The sequence below is a fragment of the Microbacterium sp. YJN-G genome (assembly GCF_015040615.1).
Classification (GTDB): Bacteria; Actinomycetota; Actinomycetes; order Actinomycetales; family Microbacteriaceae; genus Microbacterium.
On record NZ_CP060402.1, the window covers coordinates 644838 to 661920 of the forward strand.

General features: G+C 70.9%; 15 protein-coding genes. 4 read left to right on the plus strand and 11 right to left on the minus strand.

The features are described from left to right. The first annotated feature begins 44 nt into the window (after window positions 1-44). Window positions 45-1772: a PucR family transcriptional regulator gene (locus tag H7694_RS03045; RefSeq protein ID WP_227468258.1), complete on the plus strand. Its 1728-nt coding sequence runs from the start codon at window positions 45-47 to the stop codon at window positions 1770-1772. Window positions 1773-1892: 120 nt separating this feature from the next. Here H7694_RS03045 and H7694_RS03050 read toward each other — a convergent pair whose 3' ends face one another. Then, complete coding sequence (locus H7694_RS03050) at window positions 1893-3362, minus strand: purine-cytosine permease family protein (RefSeq protein ID WP_193598080.1); 1470 nt, start codon at window positions 3360-3362, stop codon at window positions 1893-1895. Continuing rightward, window positions 3359-3517 carry a hypothetical protein gene (locus H7694_RS03055; protein ID WP_193598081.1) on the minus strand — a complete coding sequence of 53 codons (159 nt, stop codon included), beginning with the start codon at window positions 3515-3517 and terminating at the stop codon, window positions 3359-3361. Before H7694_RS03055 ends, H7694_RS03050 begins: the two co-directional genes overlap by 4 nt. 134 nt (window positions 3518-3651) lie before the next feature. On the opposite strand from H7694_RS03055, the gene H7694_RS03060 reads away from it, so the two are divergent. After that, window positions 3652-4311, plus strand: a complete 660-nt coding sequence (locus H7694_RS03060) for a TetR/AcrR family transcriptional regulator (protein ID WP_193598082.1) — start codon at window positions 3652-3654, stop codon at window positions 4309-4311. A 66-nt stretch (window positions 4312-4377) separates the two neighbouring features. Here the strand turns inward: H7694_RS03060 and H7694_RS03065 are convergent, their stop codons facing one another. The 9 genes from H7694_RS03065 to H7694_RS03105 all read right to left on the minus strand — a co-directional run bounded on the left by H7694_RS03065 (window position 4378) and on the right by H7694_RS03105 (window position 15309). Further along, window positions 4378-4740, minus strand: coding sequence for a cupin domain-containing protein (locus tag H7694_RS03065; RefSeq protein WP_193598083.1), 363 nt, complete (start codon window positions 4738-4740; stop codon window positions 4378-4380). Then, entirely contained in the window at window positions 4737-6176 is a 1440-nt protein-coding gene (locus H7694_RS03070) for an NAD(P)/FAD-dependent oxidoreductase (protein WP_193598084.1), read from the minus strand. Before H7694_RS03070 ends, H7694_RS03065 begins: the two co-directional genes overlap by 4 nt. Window positions 6177-6388: 212 nt before the next feature. Then, window positions 6389-8026 carry an amidohydrolase gene (locus H7694_RS03075; RefSeq protein WP_193598085.1) on the minus strand — a complete coding sequence of 546 codons (1638 nt, stop codon included), beginning with the start codon at window positions 8024-8026 and terminating at the stop codon, window positions 6389-6391. Between the two features lie 95 nt (window positions 8027-8121). Continuing rightward, a complete protein-coding gene (locus H7694_RS03080; protein ID WP_319805268.1) occupies window positions 8122-9102 on the minus strand; it encodes an ABC transporter permease in 981 nt (326 codons plus the stop codon). Next, on the minus strand, window positions 9099-9989 hold the full coding sequence (locus H7694_RS03085) for an ABC transporter permease (protein ID WP_227468259.1): 891 nt from the start codon (window positions 9987-9989) through the stop codon (window positions 9099-9101). Before H7694_RS03085 ends, H7694_RS03080 begins: the two co-directional genes overlap by 4 nt. After that, entirely contained in the window at window positions 9982-11169 is a 1188-nt protein-coding gene (locus H7694_RS03090; protein WP_193598086.1) for a spermidine/putrescine ABC transporter substrate-binding protein, read from the minus strand. Before H7694_RS03090 ends, H7694_RS03085 begins: the two co-directional genes overlap by 8 nt. 22 nt (window positions 11170-11191) lie before the next feature. Then, entirely contained in the window at window positions 11192-12409 is a 1218-nt protein-coding gene (locus H7694_RS03095; RefSeq protein WP_227468260.1) for an ABC transporter ATP-binding protein, read from the minus strand. 218 nt (window positions 12410-12627) lie between these two features. Further along, a complete protein-coding gene (locus H7694_RS03100; protein WP_193598088.1) occupies window positions 12628-13371 on the minus strand; it encodes a hypothetical protein in 744 nt (247 codons plus the stop codon). Window positions 13372-13449: 78 nt separating this feature from the next. After that, window positions 13450-15309, minus strand: a complete 1860-nt coding sequence (locus H7694_RS03105; RefSeq protein WP_193598089.1) for an acyltransferase family protein — start codon at window positions 15307-15309, stop codon at window positions 13450-13452. A gap of 158 nt (window positions 15310-15467) precedes the next feature. On the opposite strand from H7694_RS03105, the gene truA reads away from it, so the two are divergent. Together truA and H7694_RS03115 are read left to right on the plus strand one after the other, a co-directional pair. Continuing rightward, the gene (gene truA, locus H7694_RS03110; protein WP_193598090.1) at window positions 15468-16334 is read left to right on the plus strand and encodes a tRNA pseudouridine(38-40) synthase TruA; all 867 of its coding nucleotides are present in this window, start codon (window positions 15468-15470) and stop codon (window positions 16332-16334) included. A 43-nt stretch (window positions 16335-16377) separates the two neighbouring features. Then, a complete protein-coding gene (locus H7694_RS03115; protein WP_193598091.1) occupies window positions 16378-17046 on the plus strand; it encodes an endonuclease/exonuclease/phosphatase family protein in 669 nt (222 codons plus the stop codon). Window positions 17047-17083: the final 37 nt, after the last annotated feature.

The following is a 17083-nucleotide window of genomic DNA, read 5'->3' on the forward strand; positions in this document are numbered from 1 at the left end:
CACTGTCCGGCTAGGATGAGGCATCCAGGATCGAGAGGATGCCGATGAGCGGTGCTGTGTCCGCGCGCGACGATGCGCGGGGTGCGAAGTCGAGGGCTGGAGCGGTGCCGGAGGCTGGAGCGGAGCCGGGTGCGGGAGCGGCGCCGGACGCGGGAGCGGCGCCGGGTGCCGCGAGCGAGCATGCCGATGTGCACCTCGCCCTGCCGACGGTGCGCGAGGTGCTGCGGCTGGATGCGGTCGTCGAGGGCGTGCCCGAGGTGCTCAGCGGCGCGGACGCCCTGGACGGGCGGGTGCGCTGGGTGCATGTGTCCGACAGTGCGGGCGTCGCCCGGCTGCTCAACGGCGGTGAGCTGCTGCTGTCGACGGGGTCGGGGTGGCCGCAGGATCCCGATGCGCTGCGCGCCTTCATCGCCGGCCTGATCGAAGTCGGCATCGCCGGTCTCGTGCTCGAACTGGGCACGCACTACCGCTGGGTGCCCGCGGTCATCGCCGAGGCGGCTCAGGAGCACGGGCTGGTGCTGGTGGCCCTGCACCACGAGGTGAAGTACGTCACGATCACCGAGGTCGTGCACCGGCTGATCATCGACCGTCAGACCGCGGCGCTGCGGGCGCGCGACGAGGTGCGCGACCGGTTCACGGCGCTCACCCTGCGCGGATCGCCCGCCGACTACGTGGTGCAGCAGCTGTCGGTCACGCTCGGTGCCCCGGTCGTGCTCGAGAACCTCGCGCACGAGGTGGTGGCGGCCGAGGTCCCGCCGGCCCGTGAAGAGGAGCTGTTCGGCGACTGGGAGCGCCGGTCGCGGGCGGCGCACCAGGCCGCGGGAGCGCACGGCGTCACCGAGTCGGGCTGGCTGGTAGTGCCCGTCGAGGCGCGCGGCACGCGGTGGGGTCACCTGCTCGCGCTGCCCGGACCCGAGCATCCGGCCGGGCGGCTGGGCGTGCTGCAGCAGGGCGCGATCGCGCTGGCGCTGGGGCGGCTGGCCGACGGGCCGGTGGACGAATGGGAGCGTCAGGCGCGTCGGCGCCTGGTCGATCGGCTGCTGGCGGGACGGTTCGCGAGTGTCGCCGGCGCGGTGGCGCGGCTGGATGCGGCGGGCTTGCCGGTGCAGGGGCGCCGGCTGTTCGGGCTGGTGATCTCGCGCGCCGAGGTGACGGCGGCGAAGGCGGATGCTGCCGCGCGGGCGATCAGCGGCCGGGCCATCGTCGGGGCTGCGCCGGCGGGTGCCGGGGGACTGGCCGCCACGCTGCTGCTGTCGCTGCCCGCCGAGGCGATGTTCTCCGACGATGCGGCGATCGCCTTCGCGACCGCGGCGGCCGGTGAGGGCGCCGTGGTGTCGGTGGGGTCGCCGGCCGCCGGGCTCGATCAGGCGCTGCGCTCGCTGCAGGAGGCGATCGATCTCTCGCGCGGCGGACTGCGCGGCGACCGCCGCAGCGCCCAGCTGCGACGGGCCGACACCCGCCCGCTGGTGCGCCTGGTGACGAATCTGCGTGAGGACCATCGGCTGCTCGAACACGGCGAGCGGATGCTGGCTCCGCTCGTCGAGTACGACCTGGCCCGCGGTGGAGACCTGCTCGATGTGCTGGGGGCCGTGCTGTCGCATCCGGCCAACCGCACCGCGGCCGCCGCGGCCTCGCACCTGTCGCGCTCGGTGTTCTACCAGCGCATCGCGCTGATCGAGGAGCTGCTCGACCTCGACCTCGACGACGGCGAGACGCAGACCGCGCTGCACTTGGCCCTGCTCGTCCGCCGCAGCGGCGCCGCCCGCCGCTGACCCCTCTCTCACGTCGGCGCCCCCTCTGGTTGTCGGCGCCCCCTCGTATTGACGTCACTCAGAGGGGGCGTCGACACCCAGAGGGGGCCTCGACGGAGGTGGGAACGGGGTCAGCGCGGGTCAGCGCGGGGTGGGGGTGGGCGCGGGGGCGGTGGGTGACGGGGTGGTGGCTGAGCGGGTGGCAGCGGTGCGGGTGGTCCACAGGCCCGGCACCAGGCGCATGAGCAGGTAGTAGCTCGCTCCGGCGGTGATCGCGCAGGGGATGGATGCTGAGATGAAGCCGATCTCAAGCCCGGGCACGTACGTGAACGGGTCGAGCAGCACCAGGTAGGTCACCGCTCCGATCACGATCGACACCAGGCCCGCGGGGTTGAAGCCTGCGAAGTACCAGTAGCTGCTGCCCGCGCCGTCGCTGAACAGGCCGCGCACGTCGAGGTGCTGGCGCCGGATCAGGAAGTAGTCGACGATCTGCATGCCGCAGATCGGGCCGAGCAGAATGCCGGCGAGGGTGATGAACGCGCCGTAGTTCGCCATGAACGGCTCCGAGAGCACGGTGGCCACCAGCGCCACGGGCGCCAGCACGATCACGACTGCCCACGCCCACGGCACGCGCCGGTCGACGGCCGGCAGCTGCTTCAGCCCGAGGGCGGCAGAGTAGGCGCCGACCATCACGGTGCCGATGTTGGCGAACACCAGGAACAGCAGCGCGAACACCCCGAAGACCGGTCCGCCCAGTTCGATCAGGAAGGCGGTCGGATCACCGCCCGAGGCGGGCACGGCGAGAGCCGCGATCATGCCGATTGCGAGCACGAGTCCCATCATCAGACCGAGGCCGGCGACAGACGGGAACGCGGCGTGGCGCATCGACTTCGCATTGCGGGTGAGGCTGCCCACGTACGGCCACCAGGACAGACCACCCGCGACGCCGAGTTCGACGACGAGCATGAAGTCGAGGTGGTTGTCGCCGAACGGGGCGAGCGCCTTGGCCGAGAGGATTTGATCGAGGCCGAACTCGGCGATCAGTGTCGCACCGATCCAGATCGCCAGAGCCAGCACGGTGACGGCGACCAGCGGGCCCGCCCAGCGCAGCGTGCGGTTGCCGCGACGCAGCAGCAGGAACACCGCGACGATGCCGAGCAGCGAGAAGACGGGTGCCCACGCTCCGGCATCCGCTTCACCGATCACGCCCAACTGGGCCAGCGCTGCCGACGATGCATCCGAGAGCGAGATCATCAGCACGGCGTTCCAGCCGATCAGGATGGTCAGCGCGAGCACGACGGTGAGGTACGAGCCGCGAACCCCGAAGATCGTACGGGTGGAGCGCACGGCCTCGATGCCGTATCGGCTGGCGGCGGGGAGGGCGGCGAGCAGCACGACGAAGACGCCGATCAGCGTTCCGGCGATGATGGCCATCACGCCCTGGGTCGCGCCGAGATAGGCGGCGACGAAGCCGCCGCTGATGAAGCACCACGTCGCCACGGCCGCTGACGAGGTGTTGCCGAAGACGGCGAGGCCGCCCCAGTTCTTCTCAGCGCGGGAGAGCGGGATGCTGCTCTCGAAACCCGCCTCGGAGATGGTCTGCCTGCTCATGCGCCCAGCCCCCATCCGATGACGATCAGCACGATCGGGAGGAACAGTCCCAGCCAGGCGAGTGACAGGAAGTCTCGGGTGCTGAACGGGCGATCGAGCTTATCGGGACCCTCCAGGACCCGCAGCCGCTCTTCGATCTCAGCCTGCGTTGCCATCTCTTCTCCTCGTCGAGTCGATGTGTGCGCGTCGTCGCGCTTGCGGTGCAGTCTAGGGTGGGTGCAACGCTGGTGTCAACGGTGGTGACTGCTGGTAGTGTCACAGCATCCGCATCGGCGCTGAGGAGATATTCGTGAAGGTCCGCACCCCCCTCGATCGTGAAGCGCTGATGCAGGGCGCGCGTCAGCTCGCCGCCCGGCCCGGCGGGGGGAGCGTCTCGCTGCGCGACCTCGGCAAGCTGCTCGGCGTCGACCACACCGCGCTGTACCGACACGTGCGCAACAAAGAGGAATTGGTGCGGATGCTGCTCGACAGCATGCTGCAGCAGGCCGTCGACGCGGTCACCGCCCCCGAGGACGACTGGCAGCAGCGCCTCATGCAGTTCGCCGCGGCGGTGCGCGACGTGTTCGTGCAGTATCCGGCCATCGGCAGCGAGGCGGTGGTGCTCAGCACCTACGGCGAGGGCGAGCTGAACGCGATGGAGCTGATGATGTCGGCATTCCACACCGCCGGCCTGCGTGATGACGAACTCGTGCAGCACTACGGCCTGTTCTCGAGCTTCACCCTCGCACGGGCGGCGGGCATCGCGCGTTCGCGTGCTGCGCGCGGCGTCGCGCGCGAGGCGAGCGTGCCGTGGATGGACGCACCCCTGCACGCCGGAGTCGCGCAGCCGCTGGTCGGACGCTGGCGCGAGCAGATCCTCGGGCTCGTCGACGACGACCTGTTCGAAGAGGGCGCCCGCACCATCGTCGAGTCCGCCGCCCGCGCCGCCCTCATACACTCCCGCTCCTGACCCCACGCACCACCACCGTCGACGGGTGGAGAACGGACGCAAGAAGGGGGCGGGGGAGAGCGGGGGTCAGGCCACGTAGACCTTGCGGAGGGTCTCGTGGATCGTCCAGACCGTCCGCATTCCGGCATCCAGGCGCACGATCATGCCCGGGCGCAGCTCGACCGGCGGCAGCGGGGGATGCTCGAACTCGAGCGTCGCCGCACCCGCCACCACGACGAACACCTCGTCGGCCTCGACGTCGGTCGAGACGCCCGGCGTGTGCTCCCACACCCCGATCGAGCGTCCGCCGAGTTCGTCGAGCACGACGTGCCCGGCCCGCGGAGCGCCCTCCCGCACCTGGTCGGCGTCGATCGGCGCAGAGGGCAGGGCGAGGGATGCCACGGGCACGGCGCTCCCGGCATCCAGGCGGGTCGCATCCAGGCGGGTCATGAGTCGAACCCCAGGCCCAGCGCGTCCAGCGTGCGCAGCAGCAGATCGCGGCGGCCCTCGTTGTGATCGGCCTTGTCGAGCGACCGGCGGGTGGCATTGATGCCGATCGCGGCCGCAGGCTCTGGCGGGAACGGCAGCGGCCGGCGCCGGACCATCCGCAGCCCGGTGCGCTCGTTCTCGACGCCGCCGAGCAGGTCGAGCATGACCTCGGCGGCGAAGCGGGTCGAGGCGACACCCAGCCCGGTGAACCCGGCCGCGTACGCGACGCGTCCGCGCCGCGCGGTGCCGAAGAACGCGGTGAACTGCGTGCTGGTGTCGATCGCCCCGGCCCACTGGTGCGTGAACCGCAGCCCCTCCAGCTGCGGGAAGGTGGTGAAGAAGTGCTCGGCCAGGCGACGCCAGCTCTGCGGCCGGTTCTCGTACTCGGCGCGCACCTTGCGCCCGTAGTGGTAGATCGCGTCGTAGCCGCCGAACAGGATGCGGTTGTCCTTGGTGAGCCGGTAGTAGTGGAACTGGTTCGCCATGTCGCCGATGCCCTGCCTGCCCTGCCAGCCGATCTCGGCCATCTGGGCGTCCGAGAGCGGCTCGGTCATCAGCACGTAGTCGTACACCGGCACCGTCATCAGCCGGTTGCGCTTGAGCAGCGACGGGAACACGTTCGTGGCGAGCACCGCCTGACGCGCGCGCACGCGCCCGCCGTCGGTGATCACCTCCACCCCGTCCGCTGAGGTGTCGAGTCCAGACACCCGGGAGCGCTCGAAGATCACCACGCCGCGCTCCTCGGCGACGCGGGCGAGTTCTGCGGCGAAGCGGGCGGGATGCAGCATCCCCTCCTTCTTGTCCCAGATGGCGCCGAGGTAGGTGGGCGAGTTGACCTGGGCGCGCGCGGCGTCCTGGTCGAGGAAGACGATGTGTTCGTCGCCGTCGGCGATCGCCTCGTCGCGCATCTCGTGCAGCCAGGGCAGCTCGTGCTGCTCGAGGGCGGGGGAGAGCACCCCGGTGCGCTCGAACTGGAAGTCCATGCCGTACTTCGCGCCGGCCGCTTCGATGGCATCCAGGTTCTCGTGCCCGAGCCGCTCGAGCAGCGGCATCTCGTCTGGCCAGCGCGACATGCCGTTCTGATGCCCGTGGGTGAGGCTCGCCTCGCAGAATCCGCCGTTGCGGCCCGACGCCGCCCAGCCCACCCGCTGCGCCTCGACCACCGCGATGCGTGCTCCTGGCATCCGCTCGGTGGCGAGCAGCGCCGTCCACAGCCCGCTGTATCCGCCGCCGACGACGACCAGGTCGGCGTCGTGCGCGCCGCGTAGCGGCGGGCGGTCGGGGGTGAGTGCGGCGGGCAGGTCGTCTCGCCAGAACACGGAGTGCGCTGTGCCCTGCAGGGCGTGCTCGACGACGGACTCGGCGGGGCGGTTCCGCTCGAAGACGGTGGATGCCACGGTGTATCAGCTCCGATCAGAGGGGGTCGTTCTCATCCTCGCGGATGGGTGCGAGCGGCCGCAGGGGCGCGGTGTCGCGTTCTGGGGGTGCGGCCGGACGGACTGTCGGGCGGCGGCGGCGACGATGCAGAGCGGGTGCCGGCCGCGGCGCCGGCCGCGCGCGCCGCCGCCGGTACCGACGCCGGCGGCGCCGGGCCGCGACCGACCACTCGTCACGACGCCGCGTACACCCGCTCGCCCTCGACGAAGGTCTGCAGCACCCGCGTCGAGCCGATCTCGTCGATCGGCCCGTCGAAGGGGTCGCGGTCGAGCACCACGAGGTCGGCGTACTTGCCGACCTCGATCGTCCCGGTATCGCGGTCGAGGTGGTTCACCCAGGCCGAGCCCGCGGTGTAGGCGGTCAGTGAGGTCGCCAGGTCGATGGCCTGCTCGGGCAGGAAGCGCTCCTGCTCGGCATCCCCGACGTCGCGCCGGTTCACGGCGGTGTGGATCGCCGCCAGCGGGTCGGGGCTCGACACCGACCAGTCGCTGCCGGCGGCCAGCACGGCGCCCGAACGCTGCAGATCGCCGAACGGGTACTGCCAGCCCGCGCGGCGCTCACCGAGGAACGGCAGGGTCAGCTCGACCATCTGCGGTTCGAGCGAGGCCCACAGCGACTGCATGTTGGCGGCGACGCCGAGTTCGCGGAACCGCGGGACGTCTTCGGGGTGCACCACCTGCAGGTGCGCGATGTGGTGCCGGTTGTCGCTGCGGCCGTTGCGCCGCACGGCGTGGTCGACCGCGTCGAGGCACTGCCGCACGGCGCGGTCGCCGATCGCGTGGAAGTGCACCTGGAAGCCGAGTTCATCGAGCTGCGGCACCGCTTCGTTCAGGATCTCGGGGTCGACGAACGAGATGCCCGAGTTGTCGGTGGGGTGCCCGTGCCCGTCGCAGTACGGCTCGAGCATGGCGGCGGTGAAGTTCTCGGCCACGCCGTCCTGCATGACCTTCACGCTCGTCGCCGCGAACCGGCCGGCCCGGTAGCGCTCGCGGCGCTCGAGCAGCGACGGGATCTGCTCGAGGCCCGCCGCACGATCCCACCAGATGGCGCCGACGACGCGGGCGGTCAGCCGCCCGTCATTCGCGGCGGTGACGTAGGCGGGGCCCGGGTCGCCGGCGTCGCCGTATGCGCCGACGATGGCATCCTGCCAGGCGGTGACGCCGAACGAGTGCAGGTAGCGCTGCCCCTCGAGCAGCGCGTCGACCAGGCGCTCGGGCGGCTCGACCGGCAGCAGCCGGTTCACCAGCGTCATCGCCCCCTCGTGCAGGGTGCCGGTGGGGTCGCCGGCCGCGTCGCGCTCGATGCGCCCGTCGGCGGGGTCGGGGGTGTGCCGGTCGATGCCGGCCAGGCGCAGCGCCGCCGAGTTGACCCACGCGCCGTGCCCGTCGCGGTTGGGCAGGAACGCCGGCCGGTCGGGCACGACGGTGTCGAGGGCGGATGCTGTGGGCGTCCCGCCCGGGAACGCCGACATCGCCCACCCGCCGCCGAGCACCCACTCGTCGTCGGGGTGCGCCGCGGCGTAGGCGGCGATGGTCTCGAGGTATTCCGGTTGCGTCGAGCACACCGACAGGTCGCAGCGCAGGATGTCGAGCCCGCCCCACAGGGCGTGCACGTGGGCATCCTGGAAGCCGGGCACCAGCATCCGTCCGCCGAGATCGACCACCTCGGTGGCCGGGCCGATCAGGTCGTCGACGTCGCGGCCGACGGCGACGATGCGTCCGCCGCCGACCGCTACGGCGCTCGCGCGCGAGCGCACGGCGTCGGAGGTGAAGACGGGGCCGCCGGTGAACACGAGGTCGGCGTACGGCATGGGGACTCCTTTGCTGGCGGCGCGGACGGCGCCGGAGGGGCGTGCGTGTGGGTCCGGTCTGTGAGACCGGGGGATGGATGCCGGAGCGCGGCGGACTACCCGCCCGACATGGTGCGGGCGATGTCGGCCGTCGAGTCGCCCGCGCGGCGGAGCACGATGGCGACGACCGAGAGCGCGAGCAGCGTGACGATCAGCATGATCGTCGAGACACCGGCGATCTCGGGGCGCAGTCCGCTGCGCAGCGAGCTGAGCACGTAGACCGGCCACGGGGTCGACCCCGACACCTGCACGAACGCCGAGACGATGGTGTTGTCGAGGCTGAACGTGAACGACAGCAGGAGCCCTGCCAGCACGGCGGGCATCGCCAGCGGCAGAGTGACCTTCAGGAAGGTGCGCAGCGGCGGTGCGTACAGGTCGGCCGAGGCCTCTTCGAGGTTCGCGGGCAGGCCGATCAGCCGGGCGCGCACGATGTAGGTGACCACCGCGACCGAGAACAGCGAGTGGCCGATCACCAGGCGGAAGGTGCCGTCGTTGAACAGCCACATCCCCATGTCCTGACCGAGGAAGACCAGCCACGGCAGCAGCGAGACCGCGTCGACGATCTCGGGGGTGACCGCCACCAGCAGCAGCATCCCGATGAACCAGCCCGTCCACTTCCCGGGGCGGCGCGCCAGGGCGATGCCGGCGAGGGTTCCCAGCAGCGACGCCAGCACGGCGGCGATCGCTCCGGTGCGCAGCGACACCATCACGGCATCCGCGATCGCGGGCTTGCGGAACAGGGCGAGATAGCCGTCGAAGCCGAAGCTGTCGAAGGCGACCAGCAGGCGCCCGTTGTTGAACGAGTAGATGACGATCACGAGGATCGGGGTGAACAGGAAGACGTAGACCAGCACGCTCCAGGCCTTCAGCATCCGATCGGTCAGCGCCCGGCGCTGCCTGTGCTGACGCGGCTCGGCGTGCGCGTCGGCGACGTTCGCGGACGGCCCGCCGGCGCCGACTCCGCTGTCACCGCGACCGGCGGACAGGTCGACCGCGGCGGCCGGGAGGGTTCCCGTACCAGGCTCGACGGATGTCATGATGCGAACTCCTCGAGGGTGATGCGGTTGCGCATGCGGAACGGCAGGGCGATCAGCCACAGCGCCCCGGCCAGCACGACGACCGAGAGCAGGATCACGAGGATCAGCATGACCGCCATCGCCGACCCGAGCGCCCAGTTCTGGGCGGTCTGGAATTGCGAGGCCACCAGCTGGCCGACCATGTTTCCCTTCGCGCCGCCCAGCACGGTCGCGGTGATGTAGTCACCCATCAGCGGGATGTACACCAGCAGCGCGCCGACGACGATGCCGGGGCGGGCCAGCGGGAACGTGATCCGCGCGAAGGTGCGCCACTTGCCGGCGCCGAGGTCCTGCGAGGCTTCGCGCACCGGCAGCTCGACGCGGTCGAAGGCGACGAACAGCGGCAGGATCATCAGCGGCAGGTAGTTGTAGACCACGCCGAAGAGCACCGCGGGGCGGGTGTAGAGCACATCGAGCGGGTCGAACCCGATCGCCTGCATCGCCGTCGAGATCCAGCCCTCGGGCGAGAGCAGCACCATCCAGCCGATCGTGCGCACCAGGAAGTTCGTCCAGAACGGCACGAGCACGAGCGCCAGCAGCAGGCCGCGCCGGTGGGCGGGGGCCTTCAGCGCCATCCAGTACGCGACCGGCGCGCCGATCACGAAGCACAGCACGGTGCCCGAGACGCCGATCCACAGGGTGTTCCAGAACGTGTCGAAGAACGTCGGGGTGAGCACCTCGGCGTACCGGTCGAACGACAGCACGTCGTTGGCGTGGGTTCCGAACAGCCCCGGCTTGTAGCCGAAGCTGTACCAGAACACCACCAGCACCGGGGCGACGAAGAACGCCAGCAGCCACAGCCACGCCGGGACGGCCAGCAGGAACCCCGGCAGGCGGATCCTACGCACCCGCGGCCGCCTTCGCCTTGTTGTAGATCTCGACCGTGCGGGTCTGGGCCTCGTTGACCTCGCCGTCCTTCATGGTGGCGAGCTGCTCAGGGGTGAAGAAGACGAGGTCGAGCAGTTCGAGGCCCGCTTCGCGCGCCTTCTCCTCGATGTCCTTCGCGCCGGTGTGGTAGCCGATGTAGTCGACGTTCGCGAGCTGGTTCTCGGGGGTGAGCACGAAGTTGATGAAGGCGTGTGCGGCCTCGGGGTGCGGGGCGGATGCCGAGATGGCCCAGTTGTCCATCCACAGCTCGGTCTCGGGCGAGCCGAGCACCCACTGCCACTTGTCCGGCTCGTCGGAGTTGTTCATGCCCTGACGGGCGTCACCGTTCCAGACCTCGATCAGGGCGTGCGAGCTCTGCGGGATCGCGCCGCTGCCGGGGTACGAGTCGAAGGCGGCGATGTGCGGGGCGAGCTTGCCCACGATGAACTCCTCGCACGCGTCGATCTCGGCCGGGTCGGTGGTGTTCCAGTCGATGCCGTTGGCCCAGTAGTACATGCCGGTGATCTCGGCCGGGTCGTCGAGCACGCTGGTGGCACCGCTGGCCTCGTTCTGCGCGCAGTCGAGGAAGTCGTTCCAGGTCTTCAGCTCGCGGGTGATCTTGGTCTTGTCGTACACGAAGCCGGTGGTTCCCCACGCCTTGCAGATCGAGTAGTCGTTGTTCTTGTCCCAGCTGCGGCCGAGGAAGGCGGGGTCCATGTGCTCGAGGTTGGGGATCAGGTCCTTGTTGAGCTTGAGCAGCAGGTCGTTCTCGATCATCTGCGGGATGAACGCGCCGGTGGGCACGATGATGTCGTAGCCGCCGGTGCCCTTGGCGGCGACGAGCTTGGCGATGAGCTCTTCGTTCGATCCGAACGAGTCGACGGTGAGCTTGGGACCGAGCTCCTTCGTGAACGCGGCGAGCACGTCGGGGGAGTCGTAGTCGCCCCAGGAGTAGATCGACAGCTTGCTCTCCAGCTCGCCGCCGGTGGCCTGCGGTGCGGGCCCTCCGCCCGGGCCGCCACCGGGTGCGCAGGCGGCCAGCAGTGCGGTGCCGCCGACCACGCCCATCAGCGAGAAGAAGCGGCGGCGGGTCATCTCGTTCACGATCCGGGTCGCCGAGCTGTTGTCGGCAAGGATGCGGACGGTGCGGTGTTCGGTCATGGCTTTTCCTCTCGCGGGTGCGTCAGCGCGTGCGCGTGCTGCGTGGGCTTCGGGTGTTGGTGCGCGTTGTGGTGCGGATGCTTCGGGTGGTGGGGAGCTCGACGAAGCCGCCGTGGGCGGCGGACTCGTCGACGGGGAAGACGTGCACGGACTCGGGCCGCCACGCGCACCACACGGTGGTGCCGATCGCGACGCGCGGGGCGTCCGGGGTGGGGCGGCGGGCGATGATCGACATCTCGCGGCCGAACTGGACGAGGTACTGCATGGTCTCGCCGAGGTGGGAGATGCCGATGATGCGGCCCTCGGCGACATTGACGTCCGAGGACGGACGCTCGGTCAGGATGTCGACGAACTCGGGGCGTACGGCCGCGCGCGCCGGCATCCCGGGGGCGATGTCATCGATGCGCTGTGCGGGGCGCAGCACGGTGTGCGCGGATTCGACGGCCGAGCCGTCGGCCGAGACCGTGCCGTCGAAGAAGTTCTGCTGCCCGACGAAGGCGGCGACATACGCGGATGCCGGGGCGCTGTAGATGGTGTCGGAGTCGGCGAGCTGCTCGATGCGGCCGGCGCGCATGACCGCGATGCGGTCGCTCATCGAGAGCGCCTCGCCCTGGTCGTGGGTGACGAACACGAACGTGATGCCCAGCTGCGCCTGGATGAGCTTGAGCTCGAGCTGCATCTCCTCACGCAGCTGCCGGTCGAGGGCGCCGAGCGGCTCGTCGAGCAGCAGCACCGCCGGCCGGTTGACGAGCGCCCGGGCGAGTGCGATGCGCTGCTGCTGTCCGCCGGAGAGCTGGGTGGGACGGCGATCGGCGAACGAGCGCATCTGCACCATGCTCAGCGATTCGGCCACGCGCTCGCGCACCTCGGCCTTGGGCACCCGGCGCTGCTGCAGCCCGTAGGCGACGTTCTCTGCGACCGTCATGTGCGGGAAGAGCGCGTAGGCCTGGAAGACGGTGTTGACGTTGCGCTTGTACGGCGGCTGCCCCAGGACGGAGCGTCCGGAGATGCGGATGTCGCCCGCGTCGGGATGCTCGAATCCGGCGATCATGCGCAGCGTGGTGGTCTTGCCGCAGCCCGACGGGCCCAGCAGCGAGAGGAACTCGCCGGCGTGGATGTCGAGTGAGAGATCGTCCACCGCGACCTGCCCGCCGTACCGCTTCGTGATGTGCTCGATGCGGATCGCACCCGTGGCGGCATCCTCGTGCGTCTGCTCGGGAATCAGGCTGGTGGTGGACACCTGTACCTCCATCTGGGCTGCTTCGCCCTTCGCGGGCCGGGGTCGCCCTCGCGGGCTGCTCCGCCCTTCTGCGGGCACCGGTGCCCTGTCCCAGATTCAATCCTGGCGGGTGTCACCGGCGCAATGCGGCGGCGGGGAACCAGACGGATTCGTCTGCGGTGTGCACCGGTCAGACAGATTGTCCGATGGGGTGTGTGGTGCCCGGCCGCGGCGGCGGATCAGACGCCGGTGGCCGCCGCCTTCGTCGTCGGCGGGTGCGCACCGGCATCCTGCGGGTGGAAGTGGGCGCCGCCGATCATGAAGATGCCGCGCTGCGGCATCCAGAAGTCCCCGAGCCGTGTCTGCTCGCGCAACGGGCGCGGGGCGCCCAGGTCCTCTCCGCCCAGGCTGGCGGAAGAGCTCGCGACCACCCACATGCGCAGCACCTTGGCCAGGTAGCGCTGCCGGTTCGGCGTGCTGCCGACCATCCCGATGCGGCCGGCGCGCAGCGCCGGACCTGCGACGCCGCCGAGCATCGAGAGGAATGCGCCGCTGCGCCAGAAGGCGTCGGGCAGGATGCCGGCCATGCCGGACATCACGCGGCTGACCGGAGTCGCGGTGAGGGCGACGTCCCATCGCAGGTCGACATCGTCCCCGATGGTCACGGTGAAGGAGTGGTCGCCCGTCCAGTCGATCGCGATGTCATGGACCGCAGCCGATTCGATCGCACTGCCGAAATACCGCGGACACGACACCTCCGGCGGCACGGTGGTGTGGAAGTGCCAGGCGCCGTCGGGATCACGCAGCCACACCGAGGTGTAGCCGGGGCCGATCGAGGTGACCGGGAACCGGCGCAATCCGAGCACGTGGCCGAAGGCGAACGGCACGCTCATCACGCCGTAGCCGGAGAACCGCTCGGTTGCGCCGGGGACGAGGCGGTCGCGGCGTTCGGCTGCGGCGGCGAGTTCGCGCGGAGTGGACATGGGGTGCCTCCGGCGCTGACGATACTCCCGTCACGGCCCGCGCGTCAGTGCGATCTGCGGCGGATGCGGAAGCGCCGATCAGCCCGGCGGGAACGGCGTCCAGCGCAGGGCGGCGGGGCGGGCGCTGCGCTCGGCCTCGGCATCCCGGATGCCCTTCTCGACGACCTCCGCGAAGATGCGCCCACCCGACGAGCCGGGGTGGATCTTGTCTCCGGCGAGCAGGTCGGTCTTCGCCGAGATCGCACCCGACCAGTCGGCCACCACCACCCCGGTGCGCCCGCTCGCGAACGACTCCAGCTCTTCGTTCACGCCGGGTATCCAGTCGCGCGGGGCGTAGGCGTTGACGAGCACCAGGTCGCGGTCGCGCCCCACGGTCGAGGCGATCTTCCGCAGCACGTCGCGGTCGACGGGTCCGTTGGTGCCCAGCGCCACGACGACGTGCTCGCGGAGCTTCCCCGACGAGGCGAGGGAGGTGATGATCTCGGGCCCCGCCCAGATCGAGCGCGACACGGCGGCATCCACCTCGGCACCGGGGAACCGCTCGTACAGAGCCGGCGCGGATGCCAGCATCACCGAGTCGCCGACGGCGGTGACCTCCTCGCCCGAGATCGGCGCATCTGCGTCCGCCGTCGGGGTGGGGGAAGGGGCAGGCCGCGCCGCGGCATCCTTCATCGCCTGCTGACCCTGCCGGATCGCCTGCTCCGTCGTCGTCATCGCCGGGGCGCTCGCGACCGCCGCGGTCGTGCCGCCCAGCGCGAGCGCGGCGACCACGAGCCCGCCCGCCATCGCGAAGCGGCTCACCGGGCCGTGCGCCAGCCGCACGCGCACGGCGCGCAGCGTGCGCCGGAAACCCAGCCGTCGCAGCGGCATCTCGACGAGCGTGTACGACACGGCCGCGGCGAGCACCGAGATCACCAGCGCGGTGGCGCCGGCCAGCACCGGCACCTCGACCGCGCCGACGCCCTGACCGGTCGCGGCGACGACGAGCACGAGCACCGGCCAGTGCCACAGGTAGATCCCGTACGAGCGATCGCCGGCCCAGCGCAGCGGCGCGACGTCGATCGCCCGGCCGAACCACGAGCCGGGCAGGATCCCGGCGAGAATCGCCAGCAGCGTCCCGCCGCAGGCGAGCAGCAGGGTGCCCGGGAACGCGGATGCCGCCGGCGCATCCGGCTGCACCGCAGCGATCACGATCAGGGCGATTCCCAGCATCCCGGTCACGATTCCGGCGATGCGCGCCGGCGTGCGCCGCATCCATTCCCGCTCGGGCATATTCCGCACGGCGAACGCGAGGGCGATGCCCAGCAGCAGCCCGAAAGCGTGCGAGTCGGTGCCGAAATACGCCCGCGTCGTCGCCCCCGAGGCGGCGAGCGTCCACATCCACCAGGCGGATGCCGCGGCCGCGACCAGCGCGACGGCGACCAGCGCCCAGCGCACCCGGAAGACGACCAGCAGGATCGGCAGCAGCAGGGGCCAGAGCAGGTAGAACTGCTCCTCGACGGCCAGCGACCAGACGTTGCGGAACAGCTCGGGCTCGGATGCCGTGAAGTAGTCCGCGCCGCCGGCGAGGGCGACCCAGTTGTAGCTGAACGTCGCCGCGCCGAGCAGCTGTCGACCGATGCCGACCAGCACGTCGCCGCCGATCAGCCACGCTGCTGACGCGCAGACGGTGAGCATCACGGCCAGTGCCGGCAGCAGGCGCCGGGCACGGCGGCGCCAGAAATCCACCAGCCGGTGGCGCGCGCTGTGGCGGGTCGGGCGCAGCATCAGCGCGGTGATGAGGAACCCGCTGACCACGAAGAACACGTCGACGCCGACGAAGCCGCTCGGCAGTGGCAGGGCGGGGAAGAGGTGGTAGACGAGCACCAGCCCGACCGCGATCGCCCGGAGCCCGTCGAGTCCCGCGTACCGCGGCAGATGAGGGGAAAACGGAGACATCAAGACAGAGCGGGGGCTTCTCAGAAGGGGATCGGGCTATCCAGTCTAGGCGCGGTCGATGTCGGTTCCCGGGGTGTCTGAGGACACTCGCAGGTGCGGTCGTGGCTCGGCCGCGACAGGGCGGGGGAGCCGCCCGGCCGCCCCGTAGGCTGGGATCCGTGCGGATTCGCTTGGACATCGCCTACGACGGCACTCACTTCCGCGGCTGGGCGACGCAGCCCGGGCTGCGCACGGTGCAGGGTACGCTCGAGGCCGCCCTGGCGCGGATCGTCGGATCCGAGGCGCGGCTGGTCGTCGCGGGACGGACGGATGCCGGGGTGCACGCCGCCGATCAGGTGGCGCACGTCGATCTCGACGAGGAGCAGTGGGCGCGCGTGCAGACCCGCCACGGGCACGCGGCATCCGATCCCGCCGGTTCTCTGGCCCGCCGCATCCGGGGGGTTCTCGGGAGCTATCCCGATGTGACCGTCACCCGTACGAGCCTCGCGCCCGAGGGGTTCGACGCGCGGTTCTCGGCGGTGTGGCGCCGGTACCGCTACCGGCTCGCCGACGACACGGTCGGCTATGACCCGATGCGCCGCAACGACACGACGACCATCCGCGCCCGGCTCGACGTCGAGCAGATGGATGCCGCCGCAAGGACCCTCATCGGACTGCACGACTTCGCCGCATACTGCAAGCCGCGCGACGAGGCGACGACCATCCGCACGCTGCTCGACTACCGGTGGGAGCGGGATGCCGAGGGCGTGCTCGTCGCCGAGGTCAAGGCCGACGCCTTCTGCCACAGCATGGTGCGCGCGCTGGTCGGCGCGTGCGCGGCGGTGGGGGAGGGCAAGCTCGAGGTCGACGACGTCGCGAGGCTGCGCGATGAGCTCACCCGCACGAGTGCGTTCAAGGTGCTTCCCGCCCGCGGCCTGACCCTTGCGGAGGTCGGCTACCCCGCCGATGACCTGCTCGCCGCCCGTGCCGAGCAGACCCGCGCCCGGCGGGATCACGAGGTTGGACGCTTCTCCGATGAGGGGTGAGCCGGGGGCTGACACTCGCCGGCGGCGCGGGTAGCGTTGCCGTATGAGGGTCATCTCGTACAACCTGCGCAAGCATCGAGCGGCCACCGAGCTGGTCGCGCTGGTCGGCGAACACGATCCCGACATCCTCTGCCTGCAGGAGTGCGACACCACCGACCTGCCGGATGCCATCGACGGCCTCTCGCTGGTGCAGGCCACCAGCGGCAACCGGCTGGGCCTGGCGATGTACCTGCGGTCGAACACGTTCCGCGTCGAGCAGGTGCGCACGATCGGGCTGAAGAAGTCGCTGCACGACCGGGTGCTCAAGCCCGCGCACGAGCGCGTGCTGGGCGCGCGGCTGTTCGACATCGACAGGAGCAGGGGGCTGATCGTGGCGTCGTTCCATGCCGCCCCGCTGACGGCGCTGAACTCGCTGCGCCGCAATCAGATCCGCGCCGGGCTCGATGCGCTGCAGGCGCTGGGGCCGGAGCTGCCTGTGCTGATGGTCGGCGACTACAACTACCCGGTGTTCAAGGAGAGTCTCGGGCAGACGGTGCGCGAGCACGGCTACCGCCTGACCCTCAGTGACGACCACACCTACACGCGGTACCGGGTGTTCCGCGGGCACTACGACTTCGCCACCTCGTCGGGCTTCCACATCTCCAACATCACGACGCTGCCCCAGGGCACCAGCGACCACCGCCCGATCCTCGTCACCGCCGAGGCCGCCTAGCCCCGCTGTCCTCGGTGTCGTCCCTGCCAGCGCTCGT